Here is a 24,185-nt window from a genome sequence, read left to right on the forward strand (position 1 = left end):
AGGAGCGTTCAATGCTGCTCGCGCTTGATATCGGCAACACCAACAGCAAGTTCGCCTTGTTCGACGGCGAGACGCTGGTGGCGCAATGGCGGCTGCGCACCGAGGGCAAGCGCACGGCCGACGAGTATGCCGTGTGGCTCAGCCAGCTGATGACGCTCAAGGGCTTCGAGATGAGCCAGGTGCGCGGCGTCATCATCGCCTCGGTGGTGCCGGCCGTGCTCTTCAATCTGCGGCGGCTGTGCGAGACCTATTTCAACGTCGAGCCGCTGGTCGTGGGCGATCCCGACGTCAAGCTCGGCATCAAGGTGCTGATCGACCGGCCGCAGGACGCCGGCGCCGATCGGCTGGTCGATGCCATCGCCGGCTACAAGAAGTACGGCGGGCCGCTGATCGTGATCGATTTCGGCAGCGGCACCACCTTCGAGGTCGTCGATCGCGACGGCAATTTCTGCGGCGGCGCGATCGCGCCGGGCATCGAGCTGTCGATCGAGGCCTTCTACCTGATGACGGCGCGCCTGCCGCGCATCCGTGTCGAGCGGCCCGGCGGCGTGATCGGCAAGTCGACGGTCGGCGCCATGCAGTCCGGCATCTTCTGGGGCTATGTCGGCCTGATCGAAAACCTCGTCACACGTATCCAGGCCGAGTTCGGCGAGCCGATGAAGGTCATCGCCACCGGCGGGTTGGCCCAGGTGTTCGAAGCCGAGACCAAGGTCATCCAGGCCATCGAGCCGGACCTGACCCTGTACGGCCTGCTCGAGATCTGGCGCCGCAACCGGCCGATCGCATGAAGCCGGGAGCGCGCCACTCCAGTGGCGCACCGGCCCGAAGGGCCGGCTCATCCAACGCTGCTCATGATCCGACGCTGCGCGCCGGTGCGCCACTGGAGTGGCGCGCTCCCGGCGTCGAGAGGTGATCTGAATGACCACGCCCGGCGACGAGCTGCTCTTCCTGCCGCTGGGCGGCGCCGGCGAGATTGGGATGAACCTCAATCTCTACGGCTGCCGCGGCAAGTGGCTGATGCTCGACCTGGGCGTGACCTTCGCCGACGAATCGACGCCCGGGCTCGACGTGCTGATGCCGGATCCGGCCTTCATCGTCGAGCGCAAGGACGACCTTGTCGGCATCGTGCTCACACACGCCCACGAGGATCATCTCGGCGCCGTGCCCGACCTGTGGCCGCTGCTGCGCTGCCCGGTCTACGCCACGCCGTTCGCCGCCTCGGTGCTGGCCCGCAAGCTGCACGAAGCGGGGCTGCAGGACGAGGTGCCGGTCACCGTCATACCCCTGGGCGGCTCCCTGTCGCTGCCGCCTTTCGAGCTGGAGTTCGTCACCATGACGCACTCCATTCCCGAGCCCAATGCCGTCGCCATCCGCACGCCGCACGGCGTCGTGCTGCATACCGGCGACTGGAAGATCGATCCCGAGCCGTTGATCGGCGACGTGACCGACGAGGCCGCCCTGCGCCGGCTGGGCACCGATGGCGTGCTGGCCATGGTCTGCGACTCGACCAACGTCTTCGTGCCGGGCGAGGCCGGTTCCGAAGCCGAGGTGCGCGACAAGCTGGTCGAGGTGATCCGGCATCGTGCCGGGCTGGTGGCGGTCACGTGCTTCGCCTCCAACCTGGCGCGCGTCGAGAGCGTGGCCAAGGCCGCCGTCGCGGCCGATCGCCAGCCCGTGCTTGTGGGGCGGGCGCTGCATCGCATGGTCGAGGCGGCGCAGGAGAACGGCTACCTGACCGATTTTCCCGCGACGGTGGCCGAGCGCGACGCCGGCTGGCTGCCGCGCGACAAGGTGTGCCTGATCTGCACCGGCAGCCAGGGCGAGCCGCGGGCGGCGCTGGCGCGGCTGGCATCGGGCGACAATCGCGATATCGGCCTGCAGGCCGGCGATACGGTGGTGTTCTCCTCGCGCGTCATTCCGGGCAACGAGAAGTCGATCGGCCGCCTGCAGAACCAGCTTGCGGTCCTGGGCGTCGAGATCGTCACCGACCGCGACGCCGACATCCATGTCTCGGGCCATCCGGCGCGCGACGAGCTGACCCGGCTCTACCAGTGGGTGCGCCCGCGCATCGCCGTGCCGGTGCATGGCGAGCGCCGCCACATGGTCGAGCATGCGGCGCTGGCGCAGGCCTGCCAGGTGCCGACCGCGATCGTGGCGCCCAATGGCAGCCTTGTGCGTCTGGCGCCGGGCACGGCCGAGGTCATCGACCACGTCCCGACCGGCCGGCTGGCGCGTGACGGCACGCGGCTGGTGGCCGTCGACGACATGGGCCTGCGCGACCGGCGCAAGATGCTGTGGAACGGCGCCGCCGTGGCCATGCTGGTCCTGGACCGCACTGGCCGGCTGCTGGCTGCGCCCAAGCTGACGGTGCAGGGCCTGGCGGGTGACGCCGCCACGGTCGACGAGGCGCTGGCGGCCGGTGTCGACGCCCTGCGGGCCTCGGTGGCCGACCTTTCCGATAGCGAGGCGCGCGACGACTCCACGGTGGCCGAGGCGGCGCGGCGGGCGGTGCGCCGTGTCTTCAAGTCGCGGTTCGACAAGAAGCCGTTGACGGACGTGCAGGTGGTCCGCATCTAGTGGCCAGACCCGCCAGCCCACGGCAATGCGAAGGAGTGGAAGTGATGATCGGCCGGCTCAACCACATCGCCATTGCCGTCCCCGACCTGGCGAAGGCCTCGGCGCTCTATCGCGACACCATGGGCGCCAAGGTCAGCGCGCCGGTGCCGCAGCCCGCCCATGGCGTCACCGTGGTGTTCGTGGAGCTGCCCAACACCAAGATCGAGCTGCTGCATCCGCTGGGCGAGAAATCCCCGATCGCCAACTTCCTGACCCGCAACGCCGATGGCGGCATCCATCACGTTTGTTATGAGGTCGAGGATATCTACCAGGCCCGTGACCATTTGAAGGCGCAGGGTGCGCGGGTCCTGGGCGATGGCGAGCCCAAGATCGGCGCCCATGACAAGCCGGTGCTGTTCCTGCACCCCAAGGACTTCAACGGCACCCTGATCGAGATCGAGCAGGCGTAATCTTCCTTGCCGGGAGCGCGCCACTGCGGACGGGCAAGCCCGCCCTGAAGTGGCGCACCGGCGCGCAGCGCCGGCTCATGCCTTCCGCTGGCCATGACCCGGCTCTTCGGGCCGGTGCGCCACCGAGTGGCGCGCTCCCGGCCGAAAGGTCGTGCATGAGCTGGTACACCGCTTTTCTGGTCTTCGCCGTCATCTGGTGGACGGTGATCTTCGCTATCCTGCCGCTAGGCGTGCGGCGGGCCGAGGATGCCGTGCGCGGCGCCGACCGCGGGGCGCCGCAGCGGCCGGACCTCAAGCCCAAGGCGCTGATCACGACTGCGATCACGGCCGTGTTCTGGGTGCTCTGGTACGTTGTATGGGTGCTCGACGTCTTCGCCTTGCGCGCTGGTGGGTAGCCCAAAAAACAAACGGTAAACCCCGGAGGATTTACCGTTCGTGCACACAACGGCGCTGTTTCCCTGAGCACGGTCTTTGTGCCGCGCTTGCCCGTTCCCGGGCGTTTTTCCTCCCTTAAACTCGGGCCCTGGGCCTGAGCCCCAACCTACCCGACGCGCGTTTCTAGCCGAACCGCGCTTGCCTGCCTAGGAATTTTTCTTGCGAGTGGATACTTATTTTTGAAATCCCAGCAGCGCGTCAAGATCGTTCGACGTCATACCATTTCGCTGATCTGCAACGAAATCGCCGTGCGGAAGCGAGTCTAGCCGATGACGGCGAACTTGATCACGAACAGCACAGCAAGGATGCCGACGGCGGGATGCACATCGCCGATGCAGCCTGCTGCGATTTTGATCGCCGTGTAGGTGATGAATCCGAATGCAATGCCTTCGGCGATCGAGAAGGTGAAGGGCATTGCAAGCGCCGTCACCATCGCAGGCGCTGCTTCCGTCACATCGTTCCATTCGATCTCAACCAATCCGTGCGCCATCAGGCACGCGACGTAGAGCAGCGCCGGCGCTGTCGCCCATGGCGGCACCGACGCCGCCAGCGGCGAGAAGAACAGCGCCAGCAGGAACAGGATCGCCACGACCACCGCGGTGAGGCCGGTGCGGCCGCCGGCGTTGATGCCCGATGCGCTCTCGATGTAGCTGGTGGTGGTCGAGGTGCCGACGGCGGCGCCGATCATGGCGGCCGATGAATCGGCGATCAGCGCCCGGCCCAGGCGCGGCACGGTGCCGTCCTTCTGCAGGAAGCCGGCGCGATGCGCGAGCGCGATCAGCGTGCCCGAATTGTCGAACAGATCGACGAACAGGAACGCGAAGATCACGGTCACGAGGCCGACATTGAGCGCGCCCGCGAGATCCATCTGCAGGAACACCGGCGCGATGCTGGGCGGCGTCGAGACCACGCCTGTGAACGCGCTGGCGCCCAGCAGGGCCGACGCGACGGTGACCGCCAGCACGCCGATGATCACACCGCCCGGCACCTTCCTGTATTCGAGCGCCGCGATCAGGACGAAGCCCAGGGCGGCGAGGATCGCAGGCCAGCTCTTGAGATCGCCGGCCGTGATCAGGGTCGCGGGGTGCGCGACGACGATCTTGGCGCCTTGCAGCGCGATCAGCGCCAGGAACAGCCCGATGCCGGCTGCGATCGCCATCTTCAGCGACTTGGGAATGGCGTTCACGATCCACTCGCGCACCGGCAGCACGCTCAGGATCAGGAAGATGATGCCGGATATGAACACGCACCCAAGCGCCACCTGCCACGTGTAGTTCATGCCCAGCACGACGCCGAAGGCGAAGTAGGCGTTGAGCCCCATGCCCGGCGCCAGCGCGATCGGGTAGTTGGCCAGGAAGGCCATGAGCAGGGTGCCGATCGCCGCCGCGACGCAGGTGGCGACGAACACCGCGTCGCGCGGCATGCCTGCCTTGGACAGGATGTCGGGATTGACAAAGATGATGTAGGCCATGGTCAGGAACGTGGTGATCCCGGCCAGCACCTCGGTGCGCACTGTCGTGCCGTTCTCCTGCAGCTTGAAGAGCGTTTCGAGCATGTTGTTTTCCCCGCCACTGCGATCGAGCCGCAGGGATTGTGCGAAAAGCCCCCAAGCCCAACCAGCCGCCGCCGCACGATTCCTGGGGAAAACGCCACGTCTCCTCTCCCGCAAGCGGGAGCATCGCGAAGCGATGGGAAGGTGAGGGGCCAAGGACCGGGTGCTTCGCCTTGAGCCCTCACCCGCCGGGCGCTGCGCGCCCGTCAACCTCTCCCACCGTCATCCTGAGCGCCAGCGAGGGATCTCCCGCGAAAGACGCACGGTGCGCCATTCGCGGGAGATCCCTCGCTGGCGCTCGGGATGACGGTGAAGATGTGTTGGATACCGCAGCCCGCCAGCGGGAGAGGTGAAGCCCCCCGTTTGCCTTCCGCGCGGCCGTTGCCTAAATTCGCGCGTCTTTTGCAGCCAGCCTGGCTGCTCTCGAGCCACAGGTCCCGAACACGATGCGCCTCAGCCAGTATTTCCTGCCCACGCTCCGCGAGAATCCGGCCGAGGCCCAGATCGTGTCGCATCGCCTGATGCTGCGCGCCGGACTGATCCGCCAGCAGGCGGCCGGGATCTACGCCTGGCTGCCGCTGGGCTACCGCGTGCTGCGCAACATCGAGCGCATCGTGCGCGAGGAGCAGGATGCCTCGGGCGCGCAGGAAGTGTTGATGCCGACCATCCAGTCGGCCGACCTCTGGCGTGAGAGCGGCCGCTACGACGCCTATGGCCCGGAAATGCTGCGCATCAAGGACCGCCACGACCGCGAGATGCTCTACGGACCGACCAACGAGGAGATGATCACCACCATCTTCCGTGACGGCGTGAAGAGCTACCGCGACCTGCCGCTGAACCTCTATCACATCCAGTGGAAATTCCGCGACGAGGTGCGGCCGCGTTTCGGCGTGATGCGCGGGCGCGAGTTCCTGATGAAGGACAACTACTCGTTCGACATCGACAAGGCCGGCGCGACGCGCTCCTACAACAGGATGTTCGTCGCCTACCTGCGCACCTTCGCGCGCATGGGCCTGAAGGCGATCCCGATGCGGGCCGACACCGGTCCGATCGGCGGTGACCTCAGCCACGAGTTCATCATCCTGGCCGAGACGGGCGAAAGCGCGGTGTTCTGCGACAGGGACCTGGTCGACAAGGACATCCTGGGCCGCGCCATCGACTACGCCGGCGACCTGCAGCCGCTGGTCAACGAATGGACGGCGCAGTACGCCGCCACCGACGAGATGCACGACGCGGCCAGGTTCGAGACCGAGGTGCCGGCCGGGCGGCGTCTTGCGGCGCGCGGCATTGAGGTCGGCCACATCTTCTATTTCGGCACCAAGTATTCGGCGCCGATGAACGCGGTGGTGTCGGGCCCCAAGGGCGAGCCGATCACGGTCGAGATGGGCTCCTACGGCATCGGCGTGTCGCGGCTGGCCGGCGCCATCATCGAGGCCAGCCATGACGACGCCGGCATCATCTGGCCGGAGTCGGTGGCCCCGTTCAGGATCGGGCTGCTGAACCTGAAGCCGGATGACGGCGCCGTGTCCAAGGCGTGCAACGACCTCTATGCGACGCTGCGGGCCAAGGGCGTCGAGGTGCTCCACGACGACCGCGACCTGCGGCCCGGCGCGAAGTTCGCCGACATGGACCTGATCGGCCTGCCGTGGCAGGTGATCATCGGGCCCAAGGGGCTGGCCGCGGGCAAGGTCGAGGTGAAGAACCGCGCGACAGGCGCCCGCTCGGAGCTGGCGCTGGATCAGGTCGCCGCCACGTTCGCCGCATGAGGGTTGTTTCGGACCGCGCGCAGCCTGCCCTGAGCCCGCCGAAGGGTCCACGCGCGCATCGGCGCGGCAGCGCCGCTAATTCGCTCTCCGCTTCGCTGCGAGCGATTGCGCGCGTGGACGCGTGCGGTCCGAAATAGCCATGGCTTTCAGCGCTGTCGAACGCCTGATCTCGCTGCGCTACCTGAGGGCGCGGCGGGAAGAGGGCTTCATTTCGATCATCGCCTGGTTCTCGCTGATCGGCATCGCCCTGGGCGTCGGCACGCTGATCGTCGTGATGGCGGTGATGAACGGCTTTCGTGTCGAGCTGCTCAATCAGATCACGGCGGTCAACGGCCACCTCGGCGTGACATCGGGCCGGGGGCCGATCACCGACTACGAGCCGTTGCTGGACAAGATCCGGGCCGTGCCGGGCGTGGCCAACGCCAATGCTGTGGTCGAAGGCCAGGCCGTGGTGGTGTCGCCCGATGGCGTGCGCGGCGTCATGGTGCGCGGCATGCCTCTGCCGGCCCTGGAGGCGCGGGGCCCGATCGCGCGGTCGCTCGAGCCGGCGGTGGTGGCCACGCGCTCGGGCCGGCCGCGCGCCGACGTCTGCGCCCCGCGCGACGGCGCGCCTGCGGCGATCGGCGCGCGCGGCCGGCTGGCCGATCTCGCCGACGACGGCAGCGTGGCGATGGGCGTGCGGCTGGCAGAGACATTGGGCGTGCAGGTCGGCAATGACATCGAGCTCGTCTCGCCGCGCACCATCGACACGCCGGTCGGCCGGGTGCCGCGCAAGATCAGGCTGCGTGTCGCCGCGATCTTCGAGGTCGGCATGTTCGACTACGACTCGAACTTCATCTACATGCCGATCCAGAAGGCGCAGGACTTCTTCGACATGCCCGGCCAGATCTCGCTGATCGAGGTCTTCGCCGCCGATTCGGCCAGCTACCGCCGGCTGGCGGGGCCGATATCGCAGGCCCTGGACTGGAAGGCCTATGCCTTCGACTGGATCGAGGCCAACGCCGGCTTCTTCAACACCGTGCAGATCCAGACCAACGTGATGTTTCTGGTCCTGACCATGATCATCGTTGTCGCCGCCTTCAACATCGTGTCCAGCCTGATGATGCTGGTGCGCACCAAGGGACCCGACATCGCCATCCTGCGCACGATGGGCGCCTCGCGCGGGCAGATCCTGCGCATCTTCCTGATCGACGGCATGGGCATCGGCCTGGTCGGGGTCGGCATCGGCGTGGTGCTGGGGCTGCTGTTCGTGCGCAACATCGAGGCCATCAGGCAGGGCCTGCAGTCGACGTTCAGCGTCTGCCTGTTCGACCCCCAGCTCTACCTGCTGTCCGAGCTGCCGGCGCGCATCTCCGCCGGCGAGGTGACGTCGATCGCGGTGATGGCGCTGGTCTTCGCCTTCTTCGCCACGCTCTATCCGGCCTGGGCCGCGACCCGCCTCGATCCCCTGGAGGGCCTGCGCCGTGGGTAGACATGTCGGAAAAGTATCCTCCCCAGCGAAGCTGGGGAGGTGCCCCGATACGACGTTTCGACGCGAAGCGTCGAAACGTCGGTGGGCGGAGGGGAGCCGACGTGGTCTTCGCAAGCCGGCACCACGTGGGTTCCCCCTCCGGCCTTCGGCCACCTCCCCCACGTTGTGGGGGAGGGGATCCCCATGACCCTCTTCCCGACTCGTCCCGAGCGCATGATCGCGCTGCGCTACCTGCGCACCCGCGAGCAGGACGGCTTCATCTCCTTCATCGCCATCTTTTCCCTGATCGGCGTGGCGCTGGGTGTGGCCACGCTGATCGTGGTGCTGGCCGTCATGAACGGCTTCCGCGGCGAGCTCTACAACCGCATCCTGGGCGTGAACGGCCACATCCAGGTGGCGCCTGAGAAAGGCGTGATCAGTGATTGGGAGCCGCTGGTGACACGGCTGGCCGCCATTCCCGGGGTGACCGCGGTGACGCCGGTGGCCGAGCGGCAGACGATGGTCACGGTCGAGGGGCTGACGCGGGCCATCACGCTTCGCGGCATCCGTCCGGAGGATCTGGAGAGCCGCGAGATCATCGCCAGGAACCTCACCGGCAACTCGTTGGCCGGGTTCACCGACAAGCCCAATCCCATCGTGCTGGGCGATCGCCTGCGCCAGGCGCTGGGGGTGCGCTTCGGCGACCAGATCCGTGTCACGGCTTATGTGCGCGACGACAAGGGAGCGGTGCAGACGCGCCCGGTGACCTACGAGGTGATCGCAAGCTTCCTGACCCGGCGCATGGAGTTCGACCTGAACCTGGCGTTCATCCCGCTCGACCTGTTCCAGGAGGATTTCGGCCTGGCCGAGGATGCCGTGACCGCGATCGACATCATGATCGCCGATCCCGCCCGCGCCGCCGACATGGTGCCCCTGGTGCGCCAGCGGCTGGAGCGCGACGGGCTGCGGGTCAGCGACTGGCGCACGCGCAATGCACGGCTGGTGGGCGCCCTGGAGCTGGAACGCGTCATGATGTTCCTGATCCTGGGGCTGATCGTGCTGGTGGCCTCGATGAACGTGATCGCGAGCTTCACCATGCTGGTGCGCACCAAGGGTAGGGGCATCGCCATCCTGCGCACCATGGGCGCCACCCGCGGCGGTGTCGTGCGCATCTTCTTCCTGGCCAGCGCCAGCGTTGGCGTCGTGGGCACGCTGGTAGGCGCTGCGCTTGGCCTGCTGATCTGCGCCAACATGAAGCCGCTGGGGACGTTCCTCACTGCCGTCACCGGTGGACCGATGCGCAGCGGCGAGGTCGATTTCCTGGCCTCGCTGCCGGTGCGCGTCGACATGCGCGAGGTCGCCGCGATCCTGATCCTGGCGCTGGCGCTGTCGCTGGCCGCCGCCATCTATCCGGCCCGCCGCGCGGCGCGGCTCGATCCGGTCGAGGCCTTGCGTTATGAGTGAACCCGTGGCCGCCCTGGCGCTGCGCGACATCCGCCGCACCTTCCACCAGGGCGACAGGACCCTGGAGGTCCTGCGCGGCGCCGAGCTGGAGCTGCAGCCGGGCGAGATCGTGGCCCTGGTCGGCCCGTCCGGGGCCGGCAAGTCGACGCTGCTGCATATCGCCGGCTTGCTCGAGAAGCCCGATGGCGGCGACGTGCTGCTCGACGGCCGCCCGGCGGCCGGCCTGTCCGATGCCGAGCGCACGGCGCTGCGCGGGCGCTATCTCGGCTTCGTCTACCAGTACCACCACCTGCTGCCGGAGTTCTCGGCCCTGGAGAACGTGATGCTGCCGCAGATGCTGGTCGGCACCGGCCGCGCGGTGGCCCGCAGCCGGGCGCACGAGCTGCTCACCATGGTCGGCCTGGCCGAGCGCGAGAGCCATCGCCCGGCGCGGCTTTCGGGCGGCGAGCAGCAGCGCGTCGCCATCGCGCGCGCCGTGGCCAACGCGCCGCGCGTGCTGCTGGCCGATGAGCCGACCGGCAATCTCGATCATGCCACGTCGGATACGGTCTTCCGTCAGCTCCTGGCCCTGACCCGGGGCGCCGGCCTTGCCGCCCTGATCGCCACCCATAACCCCGAGCTGGCCGGCCGGATGGACCGCATCGTGCGGCTGGAGGACGGCGTGATCGTGCCCGGGTGATTTTCTCAAGACTGTCATCCCTAAATCAGGAGATCCCTCGCTGGCGCTCGGGATGACGGTGAAGATGTGTGAATACCGCAGCCCCTCCGGGGGAAGGTTGAAGTCACGGACGCTCGGGGTGACACGAGGCTGCCGGACGATATACTACGCCGGATATATCGCCCGGCGGCACCAAGACCTCTGGCCATCCGAGGCCAGTTCGGTGCAGGGTAGGGGCCGGGAACGACATCACCGTTTCACCAGCCTGCCCAGAGCGGAGGGAAAGTCATGTCCAACAACCTCAACTTCTATATCGATGGCGCCTGGGTGGCGCCGGCCGTGCCCAAATCGATCGATGTGATCAACCCGGCCACCGAGGAGCCGTGCGCGCAGATCAGCCTGGGCTCGGCCAAGGATGTCGACCGTGCGGTGGCGGCGGCCAAGGCGGCGTTCGCGACTTATTCGCGCACCACGCGCGAGGAGCGGGTGGCGCTGCTGGAAGCCATCCTGGCGGCCTACAAGAAGCGCTACGACGACATCGCCAAGGCGATCTCGATGGAGATGGGCGCGCCGGTCACGCTGGCCACCAAGGCGCAGGCGGCGACGGGCATCGGGCATCTCAACCAGATGATCAAGGTGCTGAAGTCGTTCGAGTTCGAGGAGATGCGCGGCACCACCCTGCTGGCCAAGGAGCCGATCGGTGTCTGCGGCTTCATCACGCCGTGGAACTGGCCGATCAACCAGATCACGGCCAAGGTGGCGCCGGCGCTGGCGGCGGGCTGCACCATGGTGCTGAAGCCCAGCGAGATCGCGCCGCTCAATGCCATCCTGTTCGCCGAGGTGATGCACGACGCCGGCGTGCCCAAGGGCGTGTTCAACCTGGTGAACGGCGACGGGCCGACGGTGGGGCAGGCGATCGCCTCGCACCCCGACGTCGACATGGTGTCGTTCACCGGCTCGACGCGCGCCGGCGTTCTGGTGGCCAAGGCGGCGGCGGACACGGTCAAGCGGGTGCACCAGGAGCTCGGCGGCAAGTCGGCGAACATCGTGCTGCCGGATGCCGACCTCGACAAGGCGGTGGGCCGCAGCGTGGTCAGCATGATGGGCAACAGCGGCCAGTCGTGCAACGCGCCGACGCGGATGTTCGTGCAGGCCGCGCAGCATGACCGGGCGGTGGCGATCGCCAAGGCGGCGGCGGAGAAGCTGAAGGTGGGCGACCCGACCTCGCCGGAGACCGGGCTGGGCCCGGTGGTGAGCGAGACGCAGTACAACAAGATCCAGCGCCTGATCGAGGCGGGGATCGCGGAAGGCGCGACGCTGGTGACGGGCGGGCCGGGCCGGCCGGACGGGCTGAACCGCGGCTACTACGTGCGGCCGACGGTGTTCGCCAACGTGCGCAACGACATGACGATCGCGCGCGAGGAGATCTTCGGGCCGGTGCTGTCGATCCTGCCGTATGAGACGGAGGCGCAGGCGATCGCGATGGCCAACGACACGCCATATGGCCTGTCGGCCTACGTGCAGTCGGGCAGCATCGAGAACGCCCGCCGCGTGGCCGCCCAGATGCGGGCCGGCAACGTGCACCTCAACGGCGCGCCGATGGACACGTCGGCGCCGTTCGGCGGCTACAAGCAGTCGGGCAATGGCCGCGAGTTCGGTGAGTTCGGCCTGGACGAGTTCCTCGAGCTCAAGGCCGTCCTGGGCGTCCAGGCGGCGTAAGCGATCGGCCCGGGAGCGTCGGTTTTCGACTACCTTCCCCCGCTTGCGGGGGAAGGTGGCGCGAAGCGCCGGATGGGGGACGCTTCAACGCAAATGGTGTATCCCATCGAGCATCCGCGTCGTTGCAACGCCCCCCATCCGCCCTTCGGGCACCTTCCCCCGCAAGCGGGGGAAGGTAGAGGGCATCGCTGAAATTCACCAGCTCAACGCCTTATGAGATAGCCCTGCGGGTAGCCGGGTGCTTCAGAAGCTGCACGATGCAGCGTCTTGCGGGCACGGATTTCGCCTCAGTCCAAGACCGGACCGCGGTTTTCGTGCACATTCGTCGAGTGCAACGTCACCGACGAGGATGCCATGCATCTGGTCCGTATCGCTTTTGCCGCGCTGGTGATCCTCCTGCCCGGCACGGCCCTCGCCACGACCTACATCTACTGCCGCAACGACAAGATCGTGGTCGATACGCGTCCCTTGTCGCAGATGAAAAGTGGCCGCGACGATTCGACGATCTGCATCATTGGCCCCAACTTCGACTTCGGCCCCGACGCCGTGCGCTGGGTGGAGACCAACCTGCGCAAGAAGGTCGGTGATTCATGTTCCTGCCGGTGACTCGAGCGGGGCGGGCGGCGCTGTGCGCTGCGATCGCCCTGGGCTTCGTCTTTGACGCCTCGGCGCAGGAGGCTGCGCCCAAGGTCATCGGAACCGAGCCGGCAGCCGGCGCCGCGATCGCGGCCGGAACGATCGTCCTGCGCGTGACGTTCGATCAGCCGATGGCGCCTGGCGCGCACTCCTACGTGACGAGCGAGAATGGTGCCTTTCCCGAATGCGCCTTTCCGCCGCGACTGCTGCCTGATGGCAGGGCATTTGAAGTTTCGTGCCGCACGGCGCCGGGCACGCGCTATGCCCTGTGGTTCAACCGACCGCCGTACCTCAACTTCCGCAGCGCATCGCAGGTACGGGCAGCGCCGTTCGAGCTTCGCTTCTCCACAGCGGCGAGCCGCTGATGCACTTGCTTGGGCCGGGCGGCCTGCTCGGCGCTGCAGCGCGGGGCGCGGCCCCTCGTCAGCCCGCTCAGGCGTCGGCCAGCAGGGCCTCGGCGATCGCCGTCCATTCGACGTCCAGCGGCTCCGTCGCCGCCGGCCGCTGCGCGCGGCGATACCAGTAGCCGGCGTTGGACAGATCGCCCTCGACGCGATGCAGATGGGCATGCACCCAGGCGCTGGGCGAATCATCCTGCGACTGCGCAACCTCGTGCGCCTTGTTCCAGTCGCCCTTGCCCATCCACCACAGCGCCACGAGCGGGGGCGGCAGGCTGGTGCCCGGCGTGTCGCCGGCAAGCGATGCCCTGAAATCGGCGACATCCATGGCCTGTCTCCGGCAGGCTCTGTCGCCTGCTATTGTAGATCCTGACAGCGAAGCGTACCGTATCAGGTCAGGATACCATGCCAGACACCTACACATATAGAGCGGAGGGTGAGCTCGCGAGGCTTGTCGAGCGCGCTCGCGCTGGCGATGAGGTGATTGTCACGACGGACGACAACCACCAGGCCAAGCTTGTGCCTGTTGAAACCGCGCCCCAAAGTCGTGCGGCAAGGGAGCCCCGTAAGTTCGGACTTCTACGCGGGCAGATCCGCCCAGCGCCCGATTGGGACTCAGACGAGGTGAATGAAGAAATCGCTCGTCGATTCAACGATGACGAGATCTGACTGCAGTGAGGCTGCTGCTCGATACACATAGCCTCATTTGGCTGCTGGACAGTCCCGAGGTGCTGCGCCCGCAGGCACGGGAGGCGATAGCCGAGCCTCAGAACGATGTTCTCGTCAGCATCGCTTCCGTGTGGGAGGCCGCTATCAAGGCACGGACTGGCAAGCTAACTTTGCCGGCGAACTTCGTGCTGGCAATACGCGAGTCGGGAATCCAGATTCTTGGCATTACTGAAGAGCACGCGCTCGCGGCGGCCGGCCTGCCGATGCATCACAAGGACCCATTCGATCGCATGCTGATCGCGCAGGCGGCCATAGAGGAGCTGACGCTGATCACGCGCGACGCCAACATGCCACTGTACGGCGTGCCGATACTGCTCCCTTGACGACGCGGCTTTCCGCTCCTGTCGAGCCTCTGCAGGAGCGGGAGATCGCTATGCCGCCGAGACCTCGCGCTCGATCAGGTCGCCCAGCTTGGCGATGGCCGCGTCGCGCAGATGCGGGATGTACTGCGTCGGGAAGAGCTGGTTGGTGCCGTGATAGTCACGCAGCACCTGGCGCGCCACGGTCACCTTGTGCACCTCGGTAGGCCCGTCGGCGAGGCCCATGTGGAAGCTCTCGATCACCTGCTCGGCGAAAGGCATGTCGGGCGTCACGCCCAGCGAGCCGTGCAGGTGCAGCGCCCGCGCCGCGACGTCGTGGAAGATCTTGGGCATCAGCGCCTTCACGGCCGAGATGTCCTTGCGGACCTTCATGTAGTCCTTGTGCTTGTCGATCTTCCAGGCGGTCTGCAGCACCAGGAGGCGGAACTGCTCGATCTCCATCCAGCTGTCGGCGATCTTCTCCTGCACCATCTGCTTGTCGGCCAGCAGCGAGCCCTGCGTCTCGCGTGACAGCACCCGCTCGCACATCATGTCGAACGACTTCTTCACCTGGCCGATCGTGCGCATCGCATGGTGGATGCGGCCGCCGCCCAGCCGGGTCTGCGCCACGACGAAGCCGTCGCCGCGGTTGCCCAGCATGTGGTCCTTCGGGATGCGCACGTTGTTGTAGCGCAGGTAGGCGTGGCCGGGCTTGGAATGGTAGCCGACCGGCATGTTGCGGATCATCTCGATACCGGGGGTCTCGGCCGGCACGATGAATTGCGACAGGCGGCGATAGGGCGGGGCCTGCGGATCGGTCACCGCCATGACGATCAGGAAGCTGGCGAGATGGGCGTGCGAGGAGAACCATTTCTCGCCGTTGATCACCCATTCGTCGCCGTCGAGCTCGGCGCGGCAGGTGAAGACCTTCGGGTCGGCGCCGCCCTGCGGCTCGGTCATCGAGAAGCAGGAGACGATCTCGTTATCGAGCAGCGGCTGCAGATACTTCTTCTTCTGCGCCGGCGTGCCGTAATGGGCGAGGATCTCGGCGTTGCCGCTGTCGGGCGCCTGGCAGCCGAAGACGATCGGCCCGAAATGCGAGCGGCCCAGAATCTCGTTGAGCAGCCCCAGCTTGACCTGGCCGTATCCCTGGCCGCCGAGGTCAGGTCCCAGGTGGCAGGCCCACAAGCCCTGCCGCCGCACTTCGGCCTGCAGCGGCTTGACCGCCTTGTTGCGCTTCTCGTTCTTCACGTCGTAGGACTGGACGCCGAGGTAGTCGAGCGGCTCGACCTCGTCCTTCACGAAGCGCATCACCCAATCCAGCTTCTTCTGGTAGTCGGGATCGGTCTCGAAGCTCCACATGGCGTCCTCCAGGGGGCAGGGGGTCGGGCCGCGTCGCTCCAGCGACGCTCATGGATCGCCCGACGGAAGCGCGCTGCAGCGGCGCGGCCCGGCCGGCCTTCACATCCGGGCGCACACTGGCGCCATCGCTGCGTGCCGCTCCAATACTTTTTCCTTTGCGGATTGATCCAAAAACCTTATGGATCGCATCTGCCGGTCACGCCATGGACCTCGACGCCAAGCCCTACCGCGCTTTCGTCGCCGTCGCCGAGGAACGCTCCTTCGGCCGGGCTGCGGCGCGGCTCAACGTCTCGCAGCCGGCGCTGTCGGCGCAGATACGCGAATTCGAACGCCGTCTCGGCTTCGCGCTTTTCCAGCGCACCAGCCGCAGCGTCGAGCTGACGGCGCAGGGTCGCCTGTTCCTCGGCAACGCGCGGCGCATGGTGGCGGAGACCGAAGGGGCTGCGCTGGCCGCGCGGGCGATCCGCACCAACCAGCTCACCATCGGCGCCGCGATCGAGACGGTGCTGGTGCCCGAGCGCGTGGCGCTGCTGGAGCGCTTCCTGATGCGGCGGCCGGATATCCCGCTGCGCATCACCAATGACACCAACGGCCGGCACCTCGCGGCGGTCGCGCGGCGCGAGATCGACCTTGCGCTGCTGATCGAGCCCATGCTGGGGCCGGCGCCGACCTATTCGCCGCTCGATGCCGGTGGTGCCGTGGCGGCGGATCTCGAGCGGCAGATCCTGGGCCAGCGGCGGGTCGAGATCCTGGTGCCGCGCGAGCATCCGGCCAGCCGGCTGGCGGTGCTGCCGCGGTCGGTGCTGGACGGCTTGCCGGTCGTGACCTTCGATCGCACCCACGGCATTGCGCTGACCGATGCGATCGGCCGGTTCTTGCACGATACCGGCGCCAACATCGTGCGGGCGCCCGAGCGCAACGCCCTGGCGGTCGAGCGCTACGGCGCCGTGACGCGCACGCCGGCGATGAGCCTGGGCTGGTTCGGCCGCTCGCACCTGAAGGGATTGGCGCCGGTGGTGAGCCGGCCCGTCGAGGGACTGGAGGCGGCCACCGGCCTGACTTTATTGCGCGCCAAGGGCGAGGAGCGTCCGGCAGCGACGGCCTTCTGGGCGATGGCGGTGGAGTCGGCGGTGTAGGGCATCGAACATCGGTGTAATCTTCTTGTTCTTCCGCTGAGAATTTAGTAGGATGTCTGATGCGCGCTTTCCGGTCCATCGTCCCGGCCGGCACGCCGCCAGTGGCCGCGACCGGGCCGTCACCTTTCCATCGAGGGGCACCAAAATGCGAAGCCTCGTTGGCCGTTCGCTCGGCTGGACTGGAAATAGCGCCATCTGCGCAATCGCCGCAGTGGGCTTCGCGGCGAATGCAAGCGCTTGCAGCTCCAAACGAATTCGGAACGGCGCTATCAGCGCAATTGGCGCAGACGGTTCGCGCGGATGTCCCCTGTTTCCGGCCGGCCGGAAACCCGATGCGGGACGAATCCTGGTTTTCCACACCCGACCTGGCCGAAGATAGCGTCCAACAACCATTTCACCCCTCGGTCCGATGTCCTTCGCTCCTTTCGTCCATCTGCGCGTGCGTTCGGCCTATTCCCTGGCCGAGGGCGCGATCAAGCTCGACAAGCTGGCGTCATTGACCAAGTCGATGATGATGCCGGCGGTGGCCGTCACCGACCGCGACAACCTGTTCGGGGCGCTCGAGTTCGGGCAGTACGCCGCCGGCGCCGGCGTGCAGCCGATCATCGGCTGCGACCTGGCGATCAGGCGCGAGGAGGAGGGCGGCATCGCCGGCGCGATCAAGGCGCCGCAGGCCGACTGGCTGGCGCTGCTGGCCCAGAATGAGCAGGGCTACCTCAACCTGCTGCACCTCGTGAGCGCCGCCCATCTGCGCTTCAAGACCGGCACGCTGTCGGCCATCCCGCTCGGCGAGCTGGAGGGCCATACCGACGGGCTGATCGCCTTGACCGGCGGCGCTGCCGGCGCGCTCGGCCGCCTGCTCGCCGACCGCCAGGAGGTGGCCGCCGGCCACCTGCTGGACCGGCTCAAGGACTTGTTTCCCGATCGTCTCTACATCGAGCTGCAGCGTCACGGCGAGGCTGTCGAGCGGCGCGTCGAGCCGATGCTGATCGATCTCGCCTACAGCCACAGCCTGCCGCTGGTGGCGACCAACGATGCGCATTTCGCGGCCGCCGACATGTTCGAGGCGCACGACGTGCTGATGTGCATCGCGCAGGGCACGCTGCATGATGATCCCAACCGCCGCCGGCTGACGCCGGAGCACTGGCTGAAGCCGGCCGATGCGATGCGCACCCTGTTCGCCGATCTGCCGGAGGCCTGCGACAACACGCTGGTGGTGGCGCGGCGCTGCGCCTACATGCCCGAGCCGCGCAAGCCGATCCTGCCGCGCTATCCCAAGCTGGGCGAGCGTTCCGAAGGCGAGGCGTTGCGCGAGATGGCCGAGACAGGCCTCGTGGCCCTGCGCGATGCCGGCCGGCTGGCCGAGGGCATCGCCTTCTCCGAATACGAGAAGCGGCTGGCCTACGAGGTCGCGATGATCGACCGCATGGGCTTCTCCGGCTACTTCCTGATCGTCGCCGACTTCATCGCCTGGGGGAAGGATCACGACGTGCCGATCGGCCCGGGCCGCGGCTCGGGCGCCGGCTCGCTGGTCGCCTGGGCGCTGAAGATCACCGACCTCGACCCGCTGCGCTGGGGCCTGCTGTTCGAGCGCTTCCTCAATCCCGAGCGCGTGTCGATGCCGGACTTCGATATCGACTTCTGCCAGGACAAGCGCGGCCGGGTCATCAAGTACGTGCGCGACGAGTACGGCGCCGACCGCGTCGCCTCGATCATCACCTTCGGCAAGCTGCAGGCGCGCGCCGTGCTGCGCGACGTCGGCCGCGTGCTGGGCATGCCCTACGGCCAGGTCGATCGCATCTGCAAGCTGGTGCCCAACAACCCGGCCAAGCCGGTGACCCTGGCGCAGGCGCTGGAGAGCGAGCCGCTGCTGAAGGAGCAGTACCAGGATCCCGAGATCAAGCGGCTGATCGATCTGGCGCTGCGCCTGGAGGGCCTCTACCGCAACGCCTCGACCCACGCCGCCGGCGTGGTGATCGGCGACAGGCCGCTCGATCAGCTGGTGCCGCTGTTCCGCGACAGCGACGACCAGAGCCAGCTGCCCGCCACCATGTTCAACATGAAGTGGGTCGAGACGGCGGGGCTGGTGAAGTTCGACTTCCTGGGGCTGAAGACGCTGACGGTGCTGGAGAAGGCCGTCGAGCTGATCGGGCGCGACAGGATCAATCTGGCATCGCTGCCGCTGGAGGATACGCCGACCTACCGCATGCTGGCGCGCGGCGACGTGTCGGGCGTGTTCCAGCTCGAAGGCAGCGGCATGCGTGACGTGCTGCGCAAGCTGCGGCCCGACCGCTTCGAGGACATCATCGCCGTCGTGGCGCTCTATCGCCCGGGTCCGATGGAGAACATTCCCAGCTACATCAAGCGCAAGCAGAAGGAGGAGCCGATCGACCATCTGCATCCGATGCTGGAGGGCATCCTCAAGGAGACCTACGGCATCATCATCTACCAGGAGCAGGTGATGCAGATCGCGCAGGTGCTGGCCGGCTACTCGCTGGGCGGCGCCGACCTCCTGCGCCGCGCGATGGGCAAGAAGATCAAGGCGGAGATGGACGCCCAGCGCGCCATCTTCATCGAAGGCGCGCAGAAGAACGGCGTGGCTGCGGCCCAGGCTTCCTCGATCTTCGACCAGGTCGACAAGTTCGCAGGCTACGGCTTCAACAAATCGCACGCGGCCGCCTACGCGCTGGTCTCGTATCACACGGCCTATCTGAAGGCGAACTACGCCGTCGAGTTCATCGCCGCCTCGATGACGCTCGATATGGGCAACACCGACAAGCTGTCGCTGTTCCGCCGCGAGCTCGACCGCCAGAAGGTCGCCATGCTGGCGCCCGACGTGAACGCCTCGGGCGCCGAGTTCTCGGTCGAGACGACGGATGACGGCAAGAAGGCCGTGCGCTATGCGCTGGGCGCCATCAAGGGCATCGGCCGCGAGGCGATGGAGACACTGGTGCAGGAGCGGCGCGCCAGAGGGCCGTTCAAGACCCTGTGGGATTTCGCCGAGCGCCTGGACAACCGCGTGCTCAACAAGCGGCAGCTCGAGAACCTGGTGCGCGCCGGCGCCTTCGATTCGCTGAACAACAACCGCGCCCAGACCTTCCAGGCGATCGAAAGCCTGATCAAGCACTCCAACGCCACGCATGAAAGCCGCCGCAGCGACCAGGTGGCGCTGTTCGGCGACGATACCGCCGCGCGGCGCCCGCCGCTGCCCAAGGTCAGCGACTGGTCGGCCATGGAGCGCCTGGATCACGAGATGGCCGCGATCGGCTTCTACTTCTCGTCGCACCCGCTGGCCGCCTATGCCCGCAGCCTGGAGCGCCTGGGCGTGGTGCGCGCCGCCGACCTGCCGGCCCGGCTGCAGCATGGCGGCGGGCGCGTGAAGCTGGCGGGCACGGTGATCGACAAGGCCGAGCGCACCTCGGCCAAGGGCAACCGCTTCGCCTTCGTCTCGGTGTCCGACGCATCGGGCAATTTCGAGCTCACCGTCTTCAGCGAGGTGCTGGGCGCCAAGCGCGATCTGCTGCAGCCGGGCATGGCGATCCTGGTGTCGGCCGACGGCCGGCTGGACGGCGAGCAGGTCAAGCTCACGACCCAGACCGTCGAGAAGCTCGACGATGCCGTGCAGCATGCCGCGGCCGGCCTGCGCATCACGCTCAACGACCCGACGGCGCTGAGCCGCCTGAAGGAGATCATCGGCCAGTCCAAGGGGCGCGGCCGCATCAGCCTGCTGATGCCGGTCGATGGCGACGACGAGGCCGAGGTGGCGCTGCCGGGCGGCTATGCCGTCGCGCCCGGCATGCGCGAAAGCCTGGCCCGCATCGAAGGCGTCACCCAGGTCGAGGAGGTGTGATGGCTTTTTTCGGACCGCGCGCGTCCACGCGCGCTCATGATCCGGCGCTGCCGCGCCGGTGCGCGCGCGGACGCGCGCGGTCCGAAAAACCAGCCCCGTGACCGACCAGCTCTTCATGTTCGAGCCGCCGGCGCCGGCGCGGCGGGCGGGGGCGTTGCCGGCGCCGGCGCCCGATTCGCCGCTGCGCCTGCAGCCGCCCGCCGGGCTCTATCTCGGCACGTCGTCGTGGTCGTTCCCGGGCTGGAAGGACCTGGTGTGGGACGGCGCGTACGCGACCGAGACCCTGGCGCGCAGCGGGCTCGCCGCCTATGCCGGGGTCGGCCTGTTGCGCAGCGTCGGCATCGACCGCACCTACTACGAGCCGATCGATGCCGCCGCCTTCGCGGCCTATGCCGCGCAGGTCCGCGACGGCTTCCGCTTCCTGGTCAAGGCGCCGCAGCTGGTGACCGACGCCGTCATTCGCACCGAGACGGGGCAGGGGCGGGCGCCCAACGCCTGCTATCTCGACAGCGCCATCGCCACCGACCGCTTCGTGGTGCCGGCGATGGAAGGGCTGCGCGACAAGGCGGGTCCCCTGGTGTTCCAGCTGCCGCCGGCGCCGCGCGACATCCTGCGCGATGCCGCCGCCTGGGTGGAGCGCCTGGGCCTCTTCCTCGAGGCGCTGCCGCGCGATGTCGGCGGCCGCCGGCCGATCTATGCCGTGGAGCTGCGCAATCCCGAGCTGCTGACGCCGCGGCTGATGCGCACGCTGCGCGATGTCGGGGCCCGCTACGTCGTCGGGCTGCACGACCGCATGCCGCCGGCGGCGCGGCAGGTGAACGCCCTGCGCGTGCTCGATGGCTGCCCCGACGGTCCCTATGCGCCGGCCGGTCCGGTGATCGTGCGCTGGAACCTGAGGCCCGGCTTCCGCTACGAGCAGGCCAGGAGCCGCTACGCTCCCTTCGACCGCCTGGTCGACGAGGATCCCGACACGCGCCACGCGCTCGCGCTGCTGGCCGACGACGTCCTGGCGCCGGGCCAGGCGATCTGGATCATCGCCAACAACAAGGCCGAAGGCAGCGCGCCGCTGACCCTGCTGCGGCTTTTCCAGGCGCTTCTGGCGATCAGAGAAAGTCGCCCAGATAGGGCTGACCCGGCCCCAGCGCCGCCTTGACCTTGAACGGCAGCGGGTTGAGGCCCTTCCACTGCGGGATGCCCGAGCCCGGCGGGTACGTCTCGATGGCGGAGTGGTCGATGACCGGAATCACCTTGGCCAGGCGCTGGTGGCCGCTGATCGAGAACTGGGTGGCGATCTGGCGCTCTTTGAAGCGTCGCACGTCGGCGGCGCTCCAGCCTTGGTCCTTGATCAGCAGCTGCTCCTGCACCGGCGGCGGGGTGGTGTGCTTGAGGTGACCCTGCACCATGCCACCCGAGAAATGGGTGTAGCCATGCATCGCGTAGTCGTCGGGCCTGGGCAGGCGGGTCATGAAGAAGAGGTACCAGCCCTGCGACAATCGGCCGGGCCGGAAGCCGATCCGCCGCTCCAGCTCGGCCGGCGACTGCCCGCGGATGAAATGCAGCTGCAGGAAATAGCCCCTCATGTCGATGATGTCGCCAACCCTGAACGCGGCCATGACAGTTCCCAACCTCAAAGAAAAATTTATAACTGAATAGTCACTTTTTATGAGTGCCGTCAAGGAATGGCGAGATCATTCAGCGCCCGCTGTCGCGACCTCTTGCAAAGCTGGCGGCGGCCCTGTATCACGCGCGCCATCTCGCACGCGGGGCTGCGGTCGGCGGGGAGAAATCCCGCCGTTCGCTCCGGTGTCCGCAAGGACGACCCCCGCGGAGGCTCAACCGGAGAAGGTTAGATGACGATTCCATCGTTCACGATGCGTCAGCTGCTGGAAGCTGGCGTGCATTTCGGCCACCACACCCGCCGCTGGAACCCCAAGATGAAGCCGTACCTGTTCGGGGTGCGCAACGGGGTGCACATCATCGATCTGACGCAGACCGTGCCCCTGCTGGAGCAGGCGATGCGGGTCGTGCGCGACACGGTGGCCGCGGGCGGGCGCGTGCTCTTCGTCGGCACCAAGCCGGCAGCGGCCGAGCGCGTCGCCGAGGGGGCGCGGCGCTGCGGCCAGTACTTCGTCAACCACCGCTGGCTCGGCGGCATGATGACCAACTGGCAGACCATCTCGGCCTCGATCAAGCGGCTGCGCGAGCTCGACGACAAGCTGGCCGGTGACGTGGTCGGCCTGACCAAGAAGGAGACGCTGGACCTGTCGCGCGAGCGCGACAAGCTCGAGCGCTCGCTGGGCGGCATCAAGGAGATGGGCGGCCTGCCTGACATCCTGATCGTGATCGACACCAACAAGGAGGCGATCGCGGTGCAGGAGGCGCGCAAGCGCGGCATCCCGATCGTGGCCATCCTGGACAGCAACTCCGATCCGGACGGCATCACCTATCCGGTGCCGGGCAACGACGACGCCATCCGCGCCATCTCGCTGTATTGCGAGCTGCTGTCGGGCGCCGTGCTCGACGGCATCCGCGAGGAGATCAAGGCGTCGGGCGGTGATATCGGCGAGGTCGCCGAGCCGCTGCCGGAGGAGCTGCCGGACGTGACCGAGTTGGCGCCCGAGGAAAGCCCGGCCCCGGCTGCCTGAGCCGCCCCTGCACATGACGTATTCGGGGCGGCCGGTCGCATGACCGGCCGTCTCGCATTGCAAGACATGGAGACCCGACAATGGCCGAGATTACCGCCGCCCTGGTGAAGGAGCTTCGCGAGAAGACCGGCGCCGGCATGATGGACTGCAAGAAGGCGTTGAACGAGACCGGGGGCGACCTCGAGGCGGCGATCGACTGGCTGCGCAAGAAGGGCTTGTCGGCGGCGGCCAAGAAGGCCGGCCGCGTCGCGGCCGAGGGCCTGGTCGGCGTGGTCGCCGACGGCACGGCGGGCGCCCTGGTCGAGGTCAATTCCGAGACCGACTTCGTGGCCCGCAACGACCTGTTCCAGGCGTTCGTGCAGACGGCCGCGCAGCAGGCGCTGGCCAACGACGGCGACATCGCCAAGGTCGCCACGGCTGCCTATCCCGGCACCGGCCGTGACGTGCATGGCGAGCTCACCCACCTGATCGCCACCATCGGCGAGAACATGTCGCTGCGTCGCGCTCGCCGCCTGGCGGTGTCGCGGGGCGTGGTGGCCAGCTACGTGCACTCGGCCGTGAGCCCGTCGCTGGGCAAGATCGGCGTGCTGGTGGCGCTCGAATCGGCCGGCGACAAGGCCAAGCTGGCGGCGTTCGGCAAGCAGCTCGCCATGCACATCGCCGCGGCCAACCCGCAGTCGATCTCGACCGCCGACCTCGACCCGGCGGCCGTCGAGCGCGAGCGCAAGGTGCAGCTGGATGTGGCCGGCCAGACCGCCAAGACGCCGGAGATCGCCGCCAAGATGGTCGAGGGCCGGCTGCGCAAGTTCTACCAGGACGTCGTCCTGCTGGAGCAGACCTATGTGATCGACGGCGAAAGCAAGGTCGCCAAGGCGATCGAGGCGGCAGGCAAGGATGCCGGGGCGCCGGTCAAGCTCGTCGGCTTCGCCCGCTTCGCGTTGGGCGAGGGCATCGAGAAGAAGCAGGATGATTTCGCCGCCGAGGTCGCGGCCCAGGCCGGCCTGCCCAAGGCCTAGGCGGTCACAACAAGGTCTCCACCGCATCTGGCAAGGTTGATGCG

22 protein-coding genes are annotated in these 24,185 nt (G+C 67.7%); 18 read left to right on the top strand and 4 right to left on the bottom strand.

Features of this window, described 5'->3' with window-relative positions:
- The first annotated feature begins 11 nt into the window (after positions 1-11).
- The 4 genes from FHP25_RS10910 (at position 12) to FHP25_RS10925 (ending at position 3,421) form a co-directional block, all read left to right on the top strand.
- Positions 12-788, top strand: coding sequence for a type III pantothenate kinase (locus tag FHP25_RS10910; RefSeq protein WP_147846958.1), 777 nt, complete (start codon positions 12-14; stop codon positions 786-788).
- 130 nt (positions 789-918) lie between these two features.
- Positions 919-2,577 carry a ribonuclease J gene (locus FHP25_RS10915; protein ID WP_147846959.1) on the top strand — a complete coding sequence of 553 codons (1,659 nt, stop codon included), beginning with the start codon at positions 919-921 and terminating at the stop codon, positions 2,575-2,577.
- 44 nt (positions 2,578-2,621) lie between these two features.
- Positions 2,622-3,026 carry a methylmalonyl-CoA epimerase gene (mce, locus tag FHP25_RS10920; RefSeq protein WP_147846960.1) on the top strand — a complete coding sequence of 135 codons (405 nt, stop codon included), beginning with the start codon at positions 2,622-2,624 and terminating at the stop codon, positions 3,024-3,026.
- Positions 3,027-3,181: 155 nt separating this feature from the next.
- On the top strand, positions 3,182-3,421 hold the full coding sequence (locus FHP25_RS10925; RefSeq protein ID WP_147846961.1) for a DUF1467 family protein: 240 nt from the start codon (positions 3,182-3,184) through the stop codon (positions 3,419-3,421).
- 302 nt (positions 3,422-3,723) lie between these two features.
- Here FHP25_RS10925 and FHP25_RS10930 read toward each other — a convergent pair whose 3' ends face one another.
- Positions 3,724-5,016, bottom strand: coding sequence for an NCS2 family permease (locus FHP25_RS10930; protein WP_147846962.1), 1,293 nt, complete (start codon positions 5,014-5,016; stop codon positions 3,724-3,726).
- A 443-nt stretch (positions 5,017-5,459) separates the two neighbouring features.
- On the opposite strand from FHP25_RS10930, the gene proS reads away from it, so the two are divergent.
- The 7 genes from proS (at position 5,460) to FHP25_RS10965 (ending at position 13,071) form a co-directional block, all read left to right on the top strand.
- A complete protein-coding gene (gene proS / locus FHP25_RS10935; RefSeq protein ID WP_147846963.1) occupies positions 5,460-6,779 on the top strand; it encodes a proline--tRNA ligase in 1,320 nt (439 codons plus the stop codon).
- 139 nt (positions 6,780-6,918) lie between these two features.
- Positions 6,919-8,250, top strand: a complete 1,332-nt coding sequence (locus FHP25_RS10940) for an FtsX-like permease family protein (protein WP_147846964.1) — start codon at positions 6,919-6,921, stop codon at positions 8,248-8,250.
- Between the two features lie 183 nt (positions 8,251-8,433).
- The gene (locus FHP25_RS10945; RefSeq protein ID WP_147846965.1) at positions 8,434-9,693 is read left to right on the top strand and encodes a lipoprotein-releasing ABC transporter permease subunit; all 1,260 of its coding nucleotides are present in this window, start codon (positions 8,434-8,436) and stop codon (positions 9,691-9,693) included.
- The gene (locus tag FHP25_RS10950) at positions 9,686-10,372 is read left to right on the top strand and encodes an ABC transporter ATP-binding protein (RefSeq protein ID WP_147846966.1); all 687 of its coding nucleotides are present in this window, start codon (positions 9,686-9,688) and stop codon (positions 10,370-10,372) included. Before FHP25_RS10945 ends, FHP25_RS10950 begins: the two co-directional genes overlap by 8 nt.
- Positions 10,373-10,639: 267 nt before the next feature.
- Complete coding sequence (locus FHP25_RS10955) at positions 10,640-12,070, top strand: aldehyde dehydrogenase family protein (protein WP_147846967.1); 1,431 nt, start codon at positions 10,640-10,642, stop codon at positions 12,068-12,070.
- Positions 12,071-12,424: 354 nt separating this feature from the next.
- On the top strand, positions 12,425-12,676 hold the full coding sequence (locus FHP25_RS10960; protein ID WP_147846968.1) for a hypothetical protein: 252 nt from the start codon (positions 12,425-12,427) through the stop codon (positions 12,674-12,676).
- The gene (locus FHP25_RS10965; RefSeq protein ID WP_178133455.1) at positions 12,661-13,071 is read left to right on the top strand and encodes a hypothetical protein; all 411 of its coding nucleotides are present in this window, start codon (positions 12,661-12,663) and stop codon (positions 13,069-13,071) included. Before FHP25_RS10960 ends, FHP25_RS10965 begins: the two co-directional genes overlap by 16 nt.
- 67 nt (positions 13,072-13,138) lie before the next feature.
- On the opposite strand, the gene FHP25_RS10970 is transcribed toward FHP25_RS10965, so the two are convergent.
- Positions 13,139-13,432 carry a tetratricopeptide repeat protein gene (locus FHP25_RS10970; RefSeq protein ID WP_147846970.1) on the bottom strand — a complete coding sequence of 98 codons (294 nt, stop codon included), beginning with the start codon at positions 13,430-13,432 and terminating at the stop codon, positions 13,139-13,141.
- 77 nt (positions 13,433-13,509) lie between these two features.
- Here FHP25_RS10970 and FHP25_RS10975 point away from each other — a divergent pair, with 77 nt between their 5' ends.
- On the top strand, positions 13,510-13,773 hold the full coding sequence (locus FHP25_RS10975; protein WP_147846971.1) for a type II toxin-antitoxin system Phd/YefM family antitoxin: 264 nt from the start codon (positions 13,510-13,512) through the stop codon (positions 13,771-13,773).
- A 5-nt stretch (positions 13,774-13,778) separates the two neighbouring features.
- Positions 13,779-14,156: a type II toxin-antitoxin system VapC family toxin gene (locus FHP25_RS10980; RefSeq protein ID WP_147846972.1), complete on the top strand. Its 378-nt coding sequence runs from the start codon at positions 13,779-13,781 to the stop codon at positions 14,154-14,156.
- 48 nt (positions 14,157-14,204) lie between these two features.
- Here FHP25_RS10980 and FHP25_RS10985 read toward each other — a convergent pair whose 3' ends face one another.
- On the bottom strand, positions 14,205-15,494 hold the full coding sequence (locus tag FHP25_RS10985) for an acyl-CoA dehydrogenase family protein (protein ID WP_147846973.1): 1,290 nt from the start codon (positions 15,492-15,494) through the stop codon (positions 14,205-14,207).
- 203 nt (positions 15,495-15,697) lie between these two features.
- On the opposite strand from FHP25_RS10985, the gene FHP25_RS10990 reads away from it, so the two are divergent.
- From FHP25_RS10990 to FHP25_RS11000, 3 genes are all read left to right on the top strand, one after another.
- Positions 15,698-16,630: a LysR family transcriptional regulator gene (locus FHP25_RS10990; protein ID WP_178133456.1), complete on the top strand. Its 933-nt coding sequence runs from the start codon at positions 15,698-15,700 to the stop codon at positions 16,628-16,630.
- A gap of 409 nt (positions 16,631-17,039) precedes the next feature.
- Entirely contained in the window at positions 17,040-20,480 is a 3,441-nt protein-coding gene (gene dnaE / locus FHP25_RS10995; RefSeq protein WP_147846975.1) for a DNA polymerase III subunit alpha, read from the top strand.
- 97 nt (positions 20,481-20,577) lie between these two features.
- Positions 20,578-21,633: a DUF72 domain-containing protein gene (locus FHP25_RS11000; RefSeq protein ID WP_147846976.1), complete on the top strand. Its 1,056-nt coding sequence runs from the start codon at positions 20,578-20,580 to the stop codon at positions 21,631-21,633.
- Here FHP25_RS11000 and FHP25_RS11005 read toward each other — a convergent pair.
- Positions 21,584-22,093 carry a hypothetical protein gene (locus FHP25_RS11005; protein ID WP_147846977.1) on the bottom strand — a complete coding sequence of 170 codons (510 nt, stop codon included), beginning with the start codon at positions 22,091-22,093 and terminating at the stop codon, positions 21,584-21,586. The two genes, FHP25_RS11000 and FHP25_RS11005, sit on opposite strands and share 50 nt — an antisense overlap.
- A 237-nt stretch (positions 22,094-22,330) precedes the next feature.
- On the opposite strand from FHP25_RS11005, the gene rpsB reads away from it, so the two are divergent.
- Entirely contained in the window at positions 22,331-23,125 is a 795-nt protein-coding gene (rpsB, locus tag FHP25_RS11010) for a 30S ribosomal protein S2 (RefSeq protein WP_147846978.1), read from the top strand.
- Positions 23,126-23,205: 80 nt separating this feature from the next.
- A complete protein-coding gene (tsf, locus tag FHP25_RS11015) occupies positions 23,206-24,141 on the top strand; it encodes a translation elongation factor Ts (protein WP_147846979.1) in 936 nt (311 codons plus the stop codon).
- Positions 24,142-24,185: the final 44 nt, after the last annotated feature.

The organism is Vineibacter terrae (assembly GCF_008039615.1).
In the GTDB taxonomy this organism is placed as follows: Bacteria; Pseudomonadota; Alphaproteobacteria; order Reyranellales; family Reyranellaceae; genus Vineibacter; species Vineibacter terrae.

Bases quoted from the DNA above. Each gene is read 5' to 3' on its own strand.
- FHP25_RS10960 (WP_147846968.1), top strand. From the start codon at position 12,425: ATGCATCTGGTCCGTATCGCTTTTGCCGCGCTGGTGATCCTCCTGCCC.
- rpsB (WP_147846978.1), top strand. From the start codon at position 22,331: ATGACGATTCCATCGTTCACGATGCGTCAGCTGCTGGAAGCTGGCGTG.
- FHP25_RS10990 (WP_178133456.1), top strand. From the start codon at position 15,698: ATGGACCTCGACGCCAAGCCCTACCGCGCTTTCGTCGCCGTCGCCGAG.
- FHP25_RS10945 (WP_147846965.1), top strand. From the start codon at position 8,434: ATGACCCTCTTCCCGACTCGTCCCGAGCGCATGATCGCGCTGCGCTAC.
- FHP25_RS10955 (WP_147846967.1), top strand. From the start codon at position 10,640: ATGTCCAACAACCTCAACTTCTATATCGATGGCGCCTGGGTGGCGCCG.
- proS (WP_147846963.1), top strand. From the start codon at position 5,460: ATGCGCCTCAGCCAGTATTTCCTGCCCACGCTCCGCGAGAATCCGGCC.
- FHP25_RS10950 (WP_147846966.1), top strand. From the start codon at position 9,686: ATGAGTGAACCCGTGGCCGCCCTGGCGCTGCGCGACATCCGCCGCACC.
- FHP25_RS10940 (WP_147846964.1), top strand. From the start codon at position 6,919: ATGGCTTTCAGCGCTGTCGAACGCCTGATCTCGCTGCGCTACCTGAGG.
- dnaE (WP_147846975.1), top strand. From the start codon at position 17,040: ATGTCCTTCGCTCCTTTCGTCCATCTGCGCGTGCGTTCGGCCTATTCC.
- FHP25_RS10970 (WP_147846970.1), bottom strand. From the start codon at position 13,432: ATGGATGTCGCCGATTTCAGGGCATCGCTTGCCGGCGACACGCCGGGC.
- FHP25_RS10965 (WP_178133455.1), top strand. From the start codon at position 12,661: ATGTTCCTGCCGGTGACTCGAGCGGGGCGGGCGGCGCTGTGCGCTGCG.
- FHP25_RS10925 (WP_147846961.1), top strand. From the start codon at position 3,182: ATGAGCTGGTACACCGCTTTTCTGGTCTTCGCCGTCATCTGGTGGACG.
- FHP25_RS10930 (WP_147846962.1), bottom strand. From the start codon at position 5,016: ATGCTCGAAACGCTCTTCAAGCTGCAGGAGAACGGCACGACAGTGCGC.
- FHP25_RS10915 (WP_147846959.1), top strand. From the start codon at position 919: ATGACCACGCCCGGCGACGAGCTGCTCTTCCTGCCGCTGGGCGGCGCC.
- FHP25_RS10910 (WP_147846958.1), top strand. From the start codon at position 12: ATGCTGCTCGCGCTTGATATCGGCAACACCAACAGCAAGTTCGCCTTG.
- mce (WP_147846960.1), top strand. From the start codon at position 2,622: ATGATCGGCCGGCTCAACCACATCGCCATTGCCGTCCCCGACCTGGCG.
- FHP25_RS10985 (WP_147846973.1), bottom strand. From the start codon at position 15,494: ATGTGGAGCTTCGAGACCGATCCCGACTACCAGAAGAAGCTGGATTGG.
- FHP25_RS10975 (WP_147846971.1), top strand. From the start codon at position 13,510: ATGCCAGACACCTACACATATAGAGCGGAGGGTGAGCTCGCGAGGCTT.
- FHP25_RS11005 (WP_147846977.1), bottom strand. From the start codon at position 22,093: ATGGCCGCGTTCAGGGTTGGCGACATCATCGACATGAGGGGCTATTTC.
- tsf (WP_147846979.1), top strand. From the start codon at position 23,206: ATGGCCGAGATTACCGCCGCCCTGGTGAAGGAGCTTCGCGAGAAGACC.